Below are 14805 nucleotides of genomic sequence, written 5' to 3'. Positions count from 1 at the left end.
GAACCGTCGCCAACTGGCTGTCGAAAGAAGTGCGCGGCTGGCCCACGGGCGCACCGGGAAATGCGTAGCGATCGAGCTGGCCGGCTAATGCCTGGGCTGCGGGCAAACCTGAATATTCGAGCTGGCTGCTGTGGTTAAACTGCCCCTGCACGAGCAATGTGGTGCGTGGGTCGAGCTTGAACGACACGCTTGGCTTCACCGACCATCTGTCACTCTTGACCTGGTCGATCCAGCTTCCTGCGTGCTCGTACTCGCCTGCGATCCGTGCGTTGATCGACGAGGTGAGCGCCCCGGTCAGGTCGAAATACGGATTGACGGTACCGTAGCTGCCGGTGCGCATCGCTACGTAACCGCCGCGCTCGGCTTCTGGCAGCTCCGACTGGATATTGATCAGGCCACCGAGCGGCGCGCCGAGGCCGCCGCCGTACAGCGTCGAGACTGGCCCCTTGAGCACGTCAATCTGCTCGATGCCGACAAGGCTAGCGGGACTGTTGACCGCGTTCATGCCGTACATCGGCAAGCCGTCCGTGTAAATTTCCGCCGGGAAGCCGCGCACGATGTTGCCCACAAAGCCGTTTTCCGCAGGTTGGCTTGGCATTACCCCCGACACGTTGACAAGCGCATCGGCCAGCGTGCGCGCGTCCTGTTCCTCGATGAGTTCGCGTGGCACGACCTGTACCGACTGCGGTATTTCGATCAAGGGTGTATCGGTCCGGGTCGCCGACTGGGTTTCGAGCGCAGTGTCCGTCGCGGTGAAGCGGTAACGATTGCTCGTGATGCGGATCGCGGGCAGCGAAGTGGCGGTGGCCGTCGCGGATTCCGAGTCGGCTGCCGGTGTCGTTTGTTGGTCCGAGGACGATGTGCCGGTCGCGACGGACTGCGCCTGACCGGCGAGCGAGAAGGCGGCCAGAGAGGCGGCCGCGGCGAGTTTAAGGGTAAGCATTATTTGAGGTTGTGCCTGAGGTTCATCGATAGCGCGTGCGGCACAGGCAATCGAGGCGAAGTCGATTGCCATGTGCGAGCGAAGGTCTGGCGCTCGTTGGGCGACGCCGGATAACGAACTGATATGGCGAGGGGATTCCGTCCGCGCACTATCAGTGGCGCGGAATACCAGACACGAACGTGCCATGGCGTCGCTCGGACAGCGCGACGCTATCAGAGGTTCGGTCCGAAGGATCTCGCTAGACGAGTGTGATGCAGGGCGGCGCCCGAGCGCCGAGGAGGCCGTGTGTGGGCGCGGCAGCAGGGACTACATCGTCGGCGGGATGCGCAATCGTTGCGCTGACCACAATGCCCAGCCAGTGAGCAGCAAAGAGGAGGGTGGTGGCGAGACAGATAGCGAGCGCGGTACTGAAGGGGCAGAGATCGCTCGTATGCTGATGACCGGTCAGTTGAGTGGAGCCGTCTAGCGCTTCGGCCAGATCCTTCGCCGCGACCTTCAAAGCAGGATCAGCGCTGATCGCTGATGTGTTGTCGAATAGCGCGCCGTGGCCGCTACAGATCGTGAGTTCGTTACCCGCCGAGCCTGTGCTCTGGGACAGCATCAGGTCAGGTGGCAATAGCAGGCGGAACGCGACGACCAGCAGCAGCAAGATCGCCGCCGCAGGATTCGTCCGGCGCTGCGCAAGCAGTTGATGTATTCGGATCATGGAGCGCGTATTCTAGACTCGTCCCAAGCAAATGGAATTGCAACAGTCAGATAGTGTTGCTTCAATGCAATAGCATTTGCATGTGGTCTTTGTAGGACGACCTCCCCCAATGAAGGAAGATTCCCTGTTGCTATCCGAGAACGCGAACAGACGGAGTCAGAGTACATGTCAAGAGATAGAGATTTATGACGTCGCGAGGTAGCCGCCACGCAGCGCGACGATTGTCAATCGTATGATTGCGCAGTTGGAAACCAGTGCGGTCCAACGCACACCAAGACCTTAGAATTGACCGGAATTGAGGGAACAGCGTCCTACTCATAGTCAACAGGTGTCTGCCAGAATGCCCTGTAATAAATCATAGGGCGAATAAGGATGCGGCAGTCTTTGAATCGCACGGCATCGCGCGCAGGGAGCAAATAATGGCTACGCGCGCAAAAAAAGCGGCATCATTCGATACTGGAGATCGGCAATCGAACGCTATTGTGCTCTCCGTCGCACAGGGCCTTTATACGGCCGCTGTGGCTATCGACTTGACCTTAACCGGATTGACCGGCTACCAACTGGCGCCTGACAAATCGCTCGCTACACTCCCGTTTGCGCTTATTACGGTTGCAAGCGCGATTGCGACACTTTTCGCGTCACTACTGATGCAAAAGATCGGCCGACGTTGGGGATTCGTGAGCGGCGCAGCCACGGGGGCTCTGGGTGGGCTTGTTTCCGTCTGGGCAATTTTGCAAAACGACTTTTGGTTGTTTTGCTTAGGAACCGCGGCAGTAGGAATATTTCAAGCGTTTGCCCAATACTACCGGCTCGCTGCGGCCGACTCCGTCCCGCCTCAACAGAAGGCTAAAGTCATTTCGATGGTTCTGGCAGGTGGCGTTATCGCAGCAATACTCGGTCCAGCGTTGGCAGCGTGGAGCAAAAATCTGTTTCCGACGCTCTTCGCAGGATCGTACTTGATGGTTTTTCTTCTTGGTGTTGGTTCAATGCTCGTGTTGGCGTTTGGATTTCGTGATGTTGAAGCCGAAAAAATTCCAGCTGATGAAGCAGCGGCTGCCCGGAGTCTGACGACTGTGTTTCGACAGCCGATTTCTCTCGCTGCGCTCGCGAACAACGTCATCGGAGGAGTCGTCATGATGTTCGTGATGACAGCGGCGCCGTTGGCAGCTGTCGCCAACCACCATTCGATCGATGATGGCGCGAACATCATTCAGTGGCACCTCGTCGGTATGTTTGCACCGTCGTTTGTTGCCGGTCATTTGATCAAGCGATATGGCATGCCGTCTGTCCTTTTCGCCGGAATTCTCCTGAGCGCTGCCTGCACCTTCATTGCCGCCGCGTCATCCAGTCTGCCCGCGTTCTACGCCGCATTGCTTTGCCTCGGAGTCGGTTGGAACTTCATGTTTGTCGGGGGCACTGCTCTCTTGGCTTCTTCCCACACGCCAGCCGAGCGCGCGAAGGTGCAGGGTGTCGCGGAACTCATCCGGAACGTTTTCACTGCAGCGGCATCGCTTGTTGCAGGTCCCATCCTAGAGCACTTCGGATGGGTAGACCTCAATCTGGTGAACGTGCCGTTGCTGATTGTCGCAGCTGCTCTAACGCTTTTCTGGATGAGAGCTCAGCGCACATCGGTACGAACATCAAACGATTCCGAAAGCTCTGTCTCGTTGAACACCGACTAAGCTTTCCCTGCGAACCTAAGTGCGTTAAGAGGCCTGCGTTAGCGCTGCCTCTCCCCTGAGTCGGAGACCGACTCAGGGCTGCTGGACCGGATGGCCGCCCTGTACGGTTCGATGAAACGCAGGCTGTTCGCGCGCGTCGCGGCCCGCGTGTTCAACGCAATGGCGATCGAACTGCAGGGCCTCATCGACGGCATGCGTAAGTTGCTCGTTGCCGAGCGAAAGAGCCTGCGCAACGGTATCCGCCAGTTGGAGAAGCAGTTGACTGTGCGCCGTATCAGCGCTCGAAGCGCTGGCAGAAGACCGGCTGCGCATGTTGCCGCAGCGCAAAGCGAAGTTGCGCCTCACCACACACCAGAACGCCCTGCGGCTGTCGAAGTTGACGGTCCGACTGGTCAGGGTCGAGTGCCGGCTCGCGGGCAACGTGCCCGGCATCTGCTTTGGCAGCCGCAAGCTCTTCAGGCAGCAGCATCACCTTGAACTGACTGGCTTCGGCAGTCGCGAAGCGTGGTTGCGGCAATGGCAGTCGAGCTGTTCGCATCAGATATTCTTCGTCGGTTCAAAGGACGAGACGGCCGGCAATCAGCTGTGCCAGTTGCACGGAAATGCTGATAGGACGTACTCGTTGAAGATCTGTATTCCGGATCGGTTGCGCCTGCCCGACGACAGGGCGTCTCTGGTCATCCACCAGATCACATTTGACTACGACCGGGCAGCGCTCGAGGCGGCGCTCAACGCAGGCACTTCATTGGGCTGGCGGCTGCACCGTGATGAGCGCGGCTGGCGCGCATTCGTGTCGTTCGATCGCAAGCCAGCGCCGAAGACGACACTCGACGTGATGTACGGCGCCGTCGGCGATGACTTCAACGTCGACCACCTGGCGGTGACGGAGACCGACGCGCTCGGTAACCTGCTGCACACGGGACGATTGCCTCTGTTGAACCGCCTCCGATTTTTCTGGACACGAATTTGGGGTAAAGCCTGTGTCTGGAAACGGAGTTGAAGATGCTGAATAAGTCGAATGTTGGTGAGGTTGTGCCGGGGGCGGTGGAAGGAGCGCGTAGCGCGACTGGAGGCGCCCCCGGCGCGGGCGCCGAAGTGAAGCGGTGGTCGGCCAACCGGAAGAAGGAAGTCGTCCTGCGCCTGTTGCGCGGCGAGCCAGTGGATACCATTTCGCGCGAGGTATCGGTGCCGATCTACAGGCTCGAGGAATGGCGCGAGCGTGCCCTGGCCGGTATGGATGCGGGCCTCAAGGAGCGCGAGAACGATCCGCTGGAGGCAAAGCTTGGCGAGGCCACCCGGCGCATTGGCGAACTGGTCATGGAAGTCGAGATCCTGCGCAAGGAAAGGCAGGCCCGACACCCTTTAGGCAACCGGAGGTCGTCGAAATGAGCCGCGCGACCTCCACTGGCACCGGCAAGCCTTATGGGCTGCAGCGGGTCTGCCGGGTGCTCGGATTTCCGCGTTCGACGATCTATGCCGGTCGTGCGCGCGAGTCGGGCAACGTGGTGCCACTCGTGGCACAGCGGCGCGGTCCGAAACCAGAGATGCCGGATGCCGCCCTTCTGGAGGCCATCCGGGCCGATCTTGCCGCCTCGCCCTTTACCGGCGAAGGACATCGCAAGGTATGGGCGCGGCTGCGTATCCTGCGCGACATCCGCATCTCCCGCACCCGTGTGCTGCGTCTGATGCGGGAGAACGCCTTGCTGTCGCCACATCGGCGCCCGCAGGGCAAGTCTGCCCAGCACGACGGCACAATCACGACGAGCCGCCCGAACGAAATGTGGGGCACCGACGGCGTGCGCATCGAGACCGTGGATGATGGGTGGGTCTGGGTGTTCTCGGCGGTTGATCATTGCGACGCCTGCTGCGTCGGCATCCATGCGGTCAAGACGGGCAACTGGTTCGCCGCCTTGCAGCCGATCGCACAGGGACTGCTGGGCGAATTCGGCGGCACGGGTGCCGAGGTCGGTCGGGGCCTGACGCTGCGCATGGATCACGGTTCGCAATACACGGCCGATGACTTCCTGAATCAGGTCAGGTTCTGGGGCGTCACGCCGAGCTTCGCCTTCGTTGCCGAGCCACAAACGAATGGCGTCGCCGAGCGCTTCAACCGGACGCTGAAGGAGCAGGCCATTCACGGTCGCATCTTCAGGAATCTTGAGGAAGTCCGGGCTGCGGTCGTCGAGTTCAAGGATCGTTACAATCGCCACTGGCGTCTCGAAAAACTGGGCTTCATGTCACCCCATGAAGCCCGTCAGGCAGCCACCCTGAAAGAGGCCGCCTGAGTTACAAAACGTGTCCAGACAATCCGAGCCGGTACAACGATTGCCTCTGTTGCGCTAAGAAGCCAGCTCAGGGCAACGCGGTGCTGTCGGACGCACTGACGCAAGCCATTGCATGGGCCAGCAAGACGCGCAAACCCGTGGTCGCCGAAGCCCTCGACTTCACCGAGAAGAAGAAGGCGATGACGCAACTCAGCCCGAAGGGCGAATGTATGCTCTCCGGGCTGCTCTACGCAAAATATTAATCCAGCGTGGACGTCGACCATCGGTGCAGTGAAGTACGCATCGCGACGCGGCTGGTGTGTGCATGCCGCGGCGGCTGGTGTGAATGCCCGCCGCGGACAGAAGTTGACTGCACGCCTGCCACATGCGGGCACGACTATCCGTGTTCCCGTGCGAGGCGGCCATCACGTCATCGCGCTACCTGCAAGGAAAAGCGGAGACTCACGTGTGGCTGCCTGGCGCAGCGTTCATGCAGCGTACAGAGGTGTGGTGCGCGAGCGCTGGCTCGCCACGCGGGGCGGCTCGCCGCGCCGGAGTGCGAAAGGCACCTTTGGAGGCGGCGTTCGCGCCGCCCCCCTCAGCAGGGGCGACCATTTGCCCTGCGAAGACAATCTGCATGAGCAGATTTGTGCACGTTCAAACTAACGGTGCTGATCCGTTGCTTGAGTATGTCCCAGATGCCCCGCAGGCCATCTCCGCCTTAAGCCCGCGGACAACAGGTTCCGTCAATCAAGACCCCATGCCGATCGCGTGAGCAACGCCTTCCGCAGTCGCTGCTGACAATGTCCAGCCAAGGTGACCGTGTCCAGTGTTATAGAAGACGCCCGGTCGCTTCCCCCGTCCGACACGTGGCAACATGCTTGGTAACATCGGACGTAAGCCAGCCCAATGGATGACGCGCGCGGTCGATACATTCGGGAAATGACGCCGTACCCAGTTAATCAGCGGTTCGACGCGATCGGAGCGGATGTCGCGGTTAAAACCGTTAAACTCGGCAGTGCCCGCAACTCGGAAACGATCCAGGCCAAGGCGACTTGTGATGATCTTGGCGCGATCGTCGAGTAGGCTGACCCACGGTGCGCTATTCCGACTTATTTCGTCATCAAGGTTCACCGTGATGGAATAGCCCTTCACCGGATATACGTTGACGTGATCGCCGACCATCGATGCGAATTGTCTGCTGCCGACGCCCGCACATACAACTACGTTATCAAACAACTCATGGCCGCTTGGGACCCACTGAACCAATCGACCGGACTGGGGCGTCGTAGCGGAACTCGACGCCTTGGCGCTCGCACGCTGCCGACAAGCCGCGCGTGAATTTGTGGATATCACCTGTCGAATCGGACTCCGTGAAGAATCCCCCGTAGAAGTCACCGTTGAGTGCGGGTTCGATCACACGGATTTCGTCTGGCGTGACCGGGCGGCGATCAAGGCCGCCCGCGCGCAGCAGTTCATTTATCCGCGTCGCAGCATTGTGCTCACCACGAGTTGCGTAGAAATGGAGGATGCCGCGCGTCTCGTGATCGAATGCGATGCCTTCCCTGTCGGCGATGCCGAACAGGTGTTCGCGCGCGGCGATTGCGAGACGCACCGTCTCGATCGTATTCGCACGGTAATTCGGGATCTGCCGGAGAAACTCTCCGATCCAACTGTACTTGTGCCAGCTCGGGCGTGGATTGAGCAACAACGGTGCGTCACGCGTAAACATCCAGCGCAGACCCTTTAATACTGTCGCATGGTTGTTCCAGACTTCCGCATTGCTAACTGATAGCTGCCCCCCATTCGCAAAGGACGTCTCCATTGCCGCATAGCGATGTCGCTCGAATACGGTGACAAGGTGCCCGCGTTGTGCGAGCGCGTAGGCGGTCGTGACGCCGGTAGTGCCGGCACCGATAATGGCGATTCGTGACATGTTCAGATCCAGTTTTTTATTGAGCACCGCCGGCTGTTGTGCATCGAACCGGCACCGATGCCCCATCTGTCCCTGTTACCTGAGAGTTTCGCCCGCTGCGCCGGTAAATATCGGAACAAAACCGGACTCCCCTTCGGTGGGCGCATTGCGCCGCTCTCCAGATGTTCCTTTTGCGCGGTCCTTTTGCCTGAGAGTTTCCGGGGCGGTTGCTCCGTCGGCGTCGTCGCGAAAGACGATCTCTCCCGTGCTGAACGAATTGAACAGCGCGACCGTACATCACCAATTCCTCTTCGACAAGCATGTCTCATCGAATAGCGGGCGCGGCCCTATGGAAATTGAAAAACTTGTTGCAATCGACAGTTGACAGCGCTTTTCTCAAGCGTATATTTGTACCTGTATGACAACAATTTTGTACCAGTACAAAGGAGATGTAAATTGAGTATTCCTCTGGAGCAACATCTGAAGATTGGCGGGATCATCTTCCCGGGCATGGATCAATGCGATTTCACCGGCCCATTTGAAGCGCTGGCACGCACGCCAAACTCGTCATTCATGACGCTGTGGAAAAACAAGGAGCCAGTCCGCGATCTCATGGGCTTGCGTCTGCTGGCCGATACGACGTTTGAGGAGGCGCCACAACTCGACGTTCTGCTCGTACCCGGTGGATACGGCCAGGAAGAGCTGATGAAGGACGAGGAGGTGCTTGGATTTATTCGCCGACAGGCCGAACATGCCCGGTACGTATATTCCGTCTGCACCGGGGCACTGCTTTGTGGCGCTGCGGGGCTGCTTGAAGGACGTCGTGCGACGACGCACTGGACCGCGATGGGTGTGCTGCCATACTTCGGTGCAACGCCTAGCGATGAGCGTGTTGTCATCGACGGGAAGTTCGTGAGTGCCGGCGGTGTTACGTCGGGAATCGACGGCTCGCTCATTGTTGTTTCACTGCTGCGAGGCGAGACAGTTGCGCAGGAGTTGCAGCTCTACATGGCTTACGATCCGAAACCGCCGTTCCAGGCGGGATCTCCGGCGTCTGCGCCGCCGGCAGTGCTGAAAACAGTAACTGAGCGCGCCCGCGCCATTACTGAAAAGCGTCTAGCCAGTGCTGCAGCTTATCAAGCGGCGCGGCAACCCACTGCTTGATGCATCACCGAGGGCGGTCGCACGTTGGGACCGTTGTTGCTCCGACTGTGCACCGCCGTCATTATCGAATTCCTGACTTTAACGGAGCAGGATATGAGATTGAAAGCAACAGCTTTCCAAACGGCGGCGTCATTCCTGATACGTTCCCCTTCACTACATCCCATCCTCACGAGTGTATGAATCTCGGTGACATTCGTAACCCGAGTCTCGCATGGTCCGGGGTGCCTGGCGGCACGCGATCCTTCGCCATCGTCTGTCACGACCGGGATGTCCCGAGTCGGGCGGCTGACGTCAATCAAGAGGGGGCGAGGCGGATGCATCCCTTCCCCGCGTCCATTTCTATCACTGGCTCCAGATCGATATCGACGCATTTGTTCGAGAGATAAGGAAGGTTCGACGCGGCAAAGGAATCACGCCACGTAGAAAGTCGGGCCCTCATGCTCCAGACGGTCCCGCCACCGTATCAACGACGATACAACGTGGTTCAGCGGGGATGTCGAAATGTCGGCTCGCTATTACGGCCGCGACGGACCATGTGTGCCATGGAATGACGCATTGCTACACCGGTACGTACTCGAAATCTATGCACTTGATCTCTATCGTCTCGACGCGAATACATCTTCGAGCGGACCGCGGTCGTTGGGGGCATTCAAGACCACGTGATTGATTCTGCGTCCATCATCGGTACATCCGTCGCTTGCGCGGTACTGCCGTTCTTACAGTTTTCCTCCGGGCGCGGCCCGCTCGCCACCATGCATCCAGACATCCTGGGTGGGTTAATACCAATATTTTTCCATTTGACCAATCAAAACGATGAGCCTACATTTATTGGTACATAAATATTATTGTACTAGTACATAACTTGATGAAGTTCGCTCAATGGAGGAGAGGAATGTGCAACTCAACGAACCAACCTGAAGTTATTCTTGCGGCCACCGTCTGGCCCAATGCGACAGCTGACTCGTTTGCGGCGTGTGTGGCGACTAAGAATCGTCTGCGCATCGGGCTTACCGTACTGTTTTTTGCTTATTACCTGGCGCTACAAGTTTGTGCCGGCTGGTTTCGTTCCGTACTAGCCACGCCAGTCATCAGCGTAGTCAACCTCGGGATGGTGTTCACTTTGTCTCAGTATCTTTTCGGCGCTGTGGTCGCCATTTACTACGCTCGCCGCATGCGCGTCATTGATGAACGAATCGCTACGGTGCTGACCGCAGGAGCAACGGAATGAAACACCTCGAGCATCGAGCCTCCGTCATGCAGTTGCAGCATTGCGCCGTGTTGCCGGTCATCGTTTCAACGGTCATGTTGTGTTTTCCGAGCTTTGCATCCGCTGCGGGTGTCGTGCCGGAATCGTCGCGCCCCAATGCGTTTGCTGCGTTTGCCGTTGTCATCGCACTCACGTTGGTAATCACATGGATTAATTCGAGGCGAGGCAGTAGCGCTAGCGAGTTCTACACAGCGGGCGGTGGTATCTCTGGACCGAAAAACGGCCTTGCGATTGCCGGCGACTATCTTTCCGCCGCAGCCTTTCTCGGCGTATCGGGCCTCGTTGGGCTCTACGGTTTCGACGGCATAATCTACCTAGTTGGCTTTTTCACCGCATTCATCCCTGTCCTCCTGCTGGTCGCGGAACCGTGTCGAAACCTTGGACGTTTTACCTTCGGCGACGTCCTCTCCTACCGCCACGATTTCCGGATATCAAAATCACTGGCAGCCCTTTCGAGCGTCATCGTAGCGATCTCTTACATGGTGCCGCAGATTGTGGGCGGCGCCGTGTTGCTCTACGCATTGCTCGGCATTCCGTATCAGATCTCTGTGATCGTCGTTGGCGCGCTTATGCTCGTCTATGTCACATTCGGTGGAATGCGGGCGACCACCTGGGTGCAGATCATCAAGGCGGTCTTGCTGTTGAGTATGTGCAGCCTACTTACCATACTCGCACTTGCACCATTCGGTTTCAGCGTCACGGCGTTACTGGAAGCGCTCTCTCATCGCCCTGAATTGCGCGAATGGATACTGACAATTGGATCGCCGCCAGTTGAGTCCAAAGCGCTGATCACGCAATCGTTCTTCGAGCCGGGGCTATATCTGAAGGATCCGGTTGAACTGTTGTCCTTGGGTCTCGCTCTCGTCCTGGGTACCGCCGCGATGCCGCACATCATGATGCGCTTTTTTTCAGTAAAAAACGCTCAGACCGCCCGGCGCTCGGTGCTGTGGGGCATGCTGTGGATCGGGGGCTGCCATCTTCTGATCATCGTCATCGGCTTCGCGGCGGCTTACTACGTCGGTTCTGCGAAGATCGCGGCTGCCGACAAGGGAGGCAATCTTGCAGCCTTGCTGCTTGCGCAGCATCTCGGGGGCGGAAGCGCATCCCTCTGGGGCAACGTACTGGTCGGCATCGTCGCGGCGATTGCGTTCGCGACCATCGTCGCAGTAGTCGCCGGTCTGACGCTCGCCGCCGCATCATCGCTGGCGCACGACGTGTACGTAGGTGCAATCAGGGGTGGAATAGCTTCGGATAACGAACAATTGATGGCGGGCAAAGTGGCGTCGATATTTGTCGCAATTGTCGCGACGAGTGCGGCCTTGCTTGCCAAGGGCCAGAATGTTGCCCATCTGGTGGGGCTGGCTTACGCCGTAGCAGCGTCCGCCAATCTTCCCGCGCTGCTCGCGACGCTCTACTGGAAGCGCTGCAACACACGCGGCGTAATCTTTGGCGTGATAGGAGGCGTAGTGGCGACGATTCTGTTCGTGCTGGTTTCGCCCAACATGCAGTATCCATTGACTACACGAGCGCAAGCGACACAGGCGCTGGCGAGCGCGAACGCGCGCCTCGCGCAACTGGACTCCATGGATGTCTCGACTGCAGCAGGCCGAAATGATGTTGCCAGACAACGTGGGCCAGCGCTTGCTGATCGCGCAACCGCACAGTCGACGCTTGACTCTCTTGGCTCACGTACGACCAGCATTGTCGGACTGGAGAAGCCGCTGATACCTTTGCGTAATCCGGCGATCGTATCAGTTCCGCTCGGTTTCCTGCTGTTGGTGATCGGCTCGTTGTTTGGTCACCGCCGCGAAACAGATGCGGCGTGGCAGGCGCTCATCTTTCGCCGGGACAGCGGTATTGGAGTGGCGAAAGCCATGGATCACTAAGGGGCAGGGCGCTCCCGGATTTGTACCCGCAGACGCCCTTGTATCAGGCAATCAAGGTTGTTGACGCGTCCTTGTGTGCCTTCGCTAGCGCGTCAGCGAACCCCAAGATCGTCGAGGTTGTCATCCGGGCGGCCGTCACGCGAATCCCGCTCGGTTCTCCAAAACAGAAGTCACGCCCGGAACGCACAAGCCAGCCCGCTTCGAAGAGCCTCGGCGTGACTTCGTGTTCATTGGAAACCGGGATCCATACGTTCAGCCCGGCTCCGGTACGCACGTCGAAGCCACGCTTTTTAAGTGCCGTGGTCAGCAAATGATGACGCTCGCGGTAGGCGTCTCCTGCAGCGGCGATCTTGCGCTGCACGGAAGATGTCCCGAGCAGTTCCCGCACGAGGCGTTGTAGCAGGTTGCTAACCCATCCCATTCCGAGGCCCTGTCTTTGTTCGAGTTGATGAATCGTCTGCGCGTCGCCCGTCGAATAGGCAACGCGAAAGTCCGGGCCAAGCGCTTTGGAGAGGGAGCGGATAGTGAGCCACCTTCGAGCACCCATATGCCAAGGGTTATACCCCGCAAGTCGCAACACGTTCGTATGATCGTCATCTATGAACAGCACGTCGCCGCCATCTCCGATCAACTTTTTCAGATCGGCGGCACGCGAGCGCGAGGTCACGATACCGGATGGATTGTGGCTGCGGCTCGTGACAATTACCGCCTTTGCGCCGGCCTTGATCGCTTTGCGGAGACTGGTCGGCGTCACCCCGTCGTCGTCGATGTCAAGCGAGATAGGCTCAAGTTGCATCGCACGCACCAGGCCGTGCACACTCATGTACCCAGGGTCCTCAACTGCAACGGAGTCACCTGGATGCAGCCTCGCCACGGTGAGCGCTCGCTCGATCGCATCAAGCGCGCCAACGGAAACGAAAATGCCGCTGCGCGCATCGATCCTGTCGTCGACAAACTGGGCGTGCGCCCATTCAACGAAGCCAACGTCGTTGCGTTGCTCGCCATACAGATGATGCGCAACGCTGATACGGCCCAGCGCGTCACGGATCTCGCCTTCATCCGGCAGGAACAACGGATCCGGATTTCCGTCCCGCACCGCCATTGTCTGCATCGCGCCGGCGTCTATCTCGCGCGAAGCCGCAAGCAATGCATGCCGTGCGACTGCCGATCCCTTGCGCCCCTCCGCCGATATGAGCCCACTTTCTCGAAGCTGCCGGTAAGCAGCCGCCACAGTGTTCTTATTGATGCCGAGATCGTCAGCAAGGGCTCGCACCGTCGGAAGCGTGTCTCCCGGTTTGAGACGTTCTTCGATGATCGCGCGCTCTATCCTGCGCCGAATGGCATCGGTCTTGCCTTCCGATACGGCGATCCTTTCGAGGTCAATGGCGAAGTCAAGCACGGAATCCTCTCTGGTAATGACATGGTGACGCAGACGCGCAAAGCCGACGGCAAGGGCCTGTCGACAAACGATTTCATACATAGTCTATCCGATGCTGGGACAAAAAGGGCGACCAGCCTTGACGTAGAACGTCTCGCATCCATCGGCCCGTCCAATATCTCAAGTTGAGAGTGAAGCATGAAAATTGATACCTTTGACCCGATCCGCCTGACTCAGCTGATGGTACAGGCGCAAACAGTCAATCCTCCGGGCGACGAACTGGAACTCGCGCGTTCTCTTCAGTTGCTGCTGGATTCACTTGGGTTACGAACGATTCTCCACCAATTCGAGCCCGGGCGAGCCAACCTGATCGCTTACGATTCCGCAGAGTCCGGTCCGCGACTCTGTTTCACTGGACATCTCGACACGGTACCGTTCGGCGCTGCCTCTTGGAGCGGCAGTCCGACAAGCGGGCACATCGAAGGCGACCGACTGTTTGGGAGAGGTTCTTCGGATATGAAAAGCGGGATCGCAGCGTTCATTGCCGCGCTTGAGCAGTACCGCGTTCGTCACGACGCACTTCCTCGAGTGCTGCTGGTCCTGACCGCAGGCGAAGAAACAGGTTGCGACGGTGCAAAGCGACTTGCTGAACTGGACTGGTCGGCGCACCGGGTCGGCGCGATGATTGTCGGAGAACCAACCGCCAACCAATGCGCGATTGGTCATAAGGGTGCACTCTGGATAGACGCACAAAGTCTCGGTAAGACGGCGCACGGTGCGATGCCGGAATTGGGGGAAAACGCGATCTATCACGCTGCAGATGCTGTGCAGCGACTGCGTTCATTCGACTTCCGGACGTCCGACGATCCCCTGCTCGGCAAGCCGAGCTTTAACGTCGGCACGATCTCGGGTGGCCTCAACGTCAACTCCGTTCCGGACCGCGCCTCGTTTTCGATCGATGTCCGGACGGTCGGCGGCCTGGACCATGCTGTGCTCCTGGAAGATCTTGGTGTCTATCTCGGAAGCAAGGTCGCTCTACGTGCGCGCGTTGACGTTCCGCCGCTGCTGAACGCAATGGACAACGCCTGGCTGCGCCAGGTCAGCGACGTCGCTTCCGATGTCACCGGTAGCACGGCGAATCAAACGACCGTCGCGTACTTCAGTGATGGGCCCGTTCTTCGGGGACTGTTCGGCGATGTGCCTACCGCAATAATTGGACCCGGTGAACCTTCGTGTGCACATCAGACTGACGAGTGGGTAAGTGTCGAGCGAATACTGCAATGCACGGAGATCTATGGGCGACTGCTTGGCGAATGGCGATGATTCGAAAAAGCGCTCAATTCCAAGGTGACGCACGCGCGGCCAATGACAGGTCGACATTAGGTCCCTTGGTGAAGTGGCGTTGCTATGTAGCTATTTGTGCGGCCAGCAGCATGCGCTCGCCAATCGCCCGAATGCATTACGTGGCGTGGAAAGACTTCAGAATTCGGTGATTGCGGGCACGCACAATCTACGAGACAACGACCATATGTGATGCGCTTTTCAGGGTGACGTGCATGGCGATGCAGGCTAATCAGGTCGCTTTTTGATTAAAAGACTC

The 14805-nt window shown here is 58.7% G+C and carries 13 protein-coding genes, 1 pseudogene and 1 riboswitch; of the genes and pseudogenes, 10 read left to right on the top strand and 4 right to left on the bottom strand.

The window, feature by feature from the left end:
- Window positions 1–1015 (bottom strand): TonB-dependent siderophore receptor (locus P0D70_RS31595; protein WP_408187367.1); only part of this gene is annotated, 1015 nt, incomplete at its 3' end.
- A 166-nt stretch (window positions 1016–1181) separates the two neighbouring features.
- Entirely contained in the window at window positions 1182–1649 is a 468-nt protein-coding gene (locus P0D70_RS31590; protein WP_408187366.1) for a hypothetical protein, read from the bottom strand.
- 419 nt (window positions 1650–2068) lie between these two features.
- On the opposite strand from P0D70_RS31590, the gene P0D70_RS31585 reads away from it, so the two are divergent.
- The 5 genes from P0D70_RS31585 to P0D70_RS31565 all read left to right on the top strand — a co-directional run bounded on the left by P0D70_RS31585 (window position 2069) and on the right by P0D70_RS31565 (window position 5858).
- Window positions 2069–3331 carry an MFS transporter gene (locus tag P0D70_RS31585; RefSeq protein ID WP_408187365.1) on the top strand — a complete coding sequence of 421 codons (1263 nt, stop codon included), beginning with the start codon at window positions 2069–2071 and terminating at the stop codon, window positions 3329–3331.
- A 310-nt stretch (window positions 3332–3641) separates the two neighbouring features.
- Window positions 3642–4331: a hypothetical protein gene (locus P0D70_RS31580; RefSeq protein WP_408187364.1), complete on the top strand. Its 690-nt coding sequence runs from the start codon at window positions 3642–3644 to the stop codon at window positions 4329–4331.
- A 2-nt stretch (window positions 4332–4333) separates the two neighbouring features.
- Entirely contained in the window at window positions 4334–4720 is a 387-nt protein-coding gene (locus P0D70_RS31575) for a hypothetical protein (RefSeq protein ID WP_408187363.1), read from the top strand.
- Complete coding sequence (locus tag P0D70_RS31570; protein ID WP_408187362.1) at window positions 4717–5616, top strand: integrase core domain-containing protein; 900 nt, start codon at window positions 4717–4719, stop codon at window positions 5614–5616. The genes P0D70_RS31575 and P0D70_RS31570 overlap by 4 nt, the downstream gene beginning before the upstream one ends.
- An 80-nt stretch (window positions 5617–5696) precedes the next feature.
- A complete protein-coding gene (locus P0D70_RS31565; RefSeq protein ID WP_408187361.1) occupies window positions 5697–5858 on the top strand; it encodes a hypothetical protein in 162 nt (53 codons plus the stop codon).
- A 487-nt stretch (window positions 5859–6345) separates the two neighbouring features.
- Here P0D70_RS31565 and P0D70_RS31560 read toward each other — a convergent pair.
- Window positions 6346–7531 (bottom strand): annotated as a pseudogene (locus P0D70_RS31560) (D-amino acid dehydrogenase).
- A gap of 165 nt (window positions 7532–7696) precedes the next feature.
- Window positions 7697–7786, bottom strand: a riboswitch (glycine riboswitch).
- A gap of 180 nt (window positions 7787–7966) precedes the next feature.
- Here P0D70_RS31560 and P0D70_RS31555 point away from each other — a divergent pair.
- The 4 genes from P0D70_RS31555 to P0D70_RS31540 all read left to right on the top strand — a co-directional run bounded on the left by P0D70_RS31555 (window position 7967) and on the right by P0D70_RS31540 (window position 11827).
- Window positions 7967–8674: a DJ-1/PfpI family protein gene (locus P0D70_RS31555; protein ID WP_318268324.1), complete on the top strand. Its 708-nt coding sequence runs from the start codon at window positions 7967–7969 to the stop codon at window positions 8672–8674.
- Complete coding sequence (locus tag P0D70_RS31550; RefSeq protein WP_408187368.1) at window positions 8674–9060, top strand: YbhB/YbcL family Raf kinase inhibitor-like protein; 387 nt, start codon at window positions 8674–8676, stop codon at window positions 9058–9060. Before P0D70_RS31555 ends, P0D70_RS31550 begins: the two co-directional genes overlap by 1 nt.
- Window positions 9061–9566: 506 nt before the next feature.
- Window positions 9567–9902 carry a DUF485 domain-containing protein gene (locus tag P0D70_RS31545; protein WP_408187360.1) on the top strand — a complete coding sequence of 112 codons (336 nt, stop codon included), beginning with the start codon at window positions 9567–9569 and terminating at the stop codon, window positions 9900–9902.
- The gene (locus tag P0D70_RS31540) at window positions 9899–11827 is read left to right on the top strand and encodes a sodium:solute symporter family transporter (RefSeq protein ID WP_408187359.1); all 1929 of its coding nucleotides are present in this window, start codon (window positions 9899–9901) and stop codon (window positions 11825–11827) included. The genes P0D70_RS31545 and P0D70_RS31540 overlap by 4 nt, the downstream gene beginning before the upstream one ends.
- 43 nt (window positions 11828–11870) lie before the next feature.
- Here the strand turns inward: P0D70_RS31540 and P0D70_RS31535 are convergent, their stop codons facing one another.
- Window positions 11871–13307 (bottom strand): aminotransferase class I/II-fold pyridoxal phosphate-dependent enzyme, encoded by a 1437-nt coding sequence (locus P0D70_RS31535; RefSeq protein ID WP_408187358.1) that lies wholly within the window; start codon window positions 13305–13307, stop codon window positions 11871–11873.
- A gap of 96 nt (window positions 13308–13403) precedes the next feature.
- Between P0D70_RS31535 and P0D70_RS31530 the strand changes: the two genes are divergently transcribed.
- A complete protein-coding gene (locus P0D70_RS31530) occupies window positions 13404–14528 on the top strand; it encodes a M20 family metallopeptidase (RefSeq protein WP_408187357.1) in 1125 nt (374 codons plus the stop codon).
- Window positions 14529–14805: the final 277 nt, after the last annotated feature.

This window comes from Paraburkholderia sp. RL17-381-BIF-C (assembly GCF_046026435.1).
Lineage (GTDB): Bacteria > Pseudomonadota > Gammaproteobacteria > Burkholderiales > Burkholderiaceae > Paraburkholderia.
The sequence above is the reverse complement of the archived record's forward strand: the minus strand, read 5'-3'. Positions and strand labels throughout refer to the sequence as shown.

Coding starts and splice junctions, on each gene's coding strand:
- P0D70_RS31590 (WP_408187366.1), bottom strand. CDS start 1,649: ATGATCCGAATACATCAACTGCTTGCGCAGCGCCGGACGAATCCTGCG.
- P0D70_RS31585 (WP_408187365.1), top strand. CDS start 2,069: ATGGCTACGCGCGCAAAAAAAGCGGCATCATTCGATACTGGAGATCGG.
- P0D70_RS31580 (WP_408187364.1), top strand. CDS start 3,642: ATGTTGCCGCAGCGCAAAGCGAAGTTGCGCCTCACCACACACCAGAAC.
- P0D70_RS31575 (WP_408187363.1), top strand. CDS start 4,334: ATGCTGAATAAGTCGAATGTTGGTGAGGTTGTGCCGGGGGCGGTGGAA.
- P0D70_RS31570 (WP_408187362.1), top strand. CDS start 4,717: ATGAGCCGCGCGACCTCCACTGGCACCGGCAAGCCTTATGGGCTGCAG.
- P0D70_RS31550 (WP_408187368.1), top strand. CDS start 8,674: ATGCATCACCGAGGGCGGTCGCACGTTGGGACCGTTGTTGCTCCGACT.
- P0D70_RS31545 (WP_408187360.1), top strand. CDS start 9,567: ATGTGCAACTCAACGAACCAACCTGAAGTTATTCTTGCGGCCACCGTC.
- P0D70_RS31540 (WP_408187359.1), top strand. CDS start 9,899: ATGAAACACCTCGAGCATCGAGCCTCCGTCATGCAGTTGCAGCATTGC.
- P0D70_RS31535 (WP_408187358.1), bottom strand. CDS start 13,307: ATGTATGAAATCGTTTGTCGACAGGCCCTTGCCGTCGGCTTTGCGCGT.
- P0D70_RS31530 (WP_408187357.1), top strand. CDS start 13,404: ATGAAAATTGATACCTTTGACCCGATCCGCCTGACTCAGCTGATGGTA.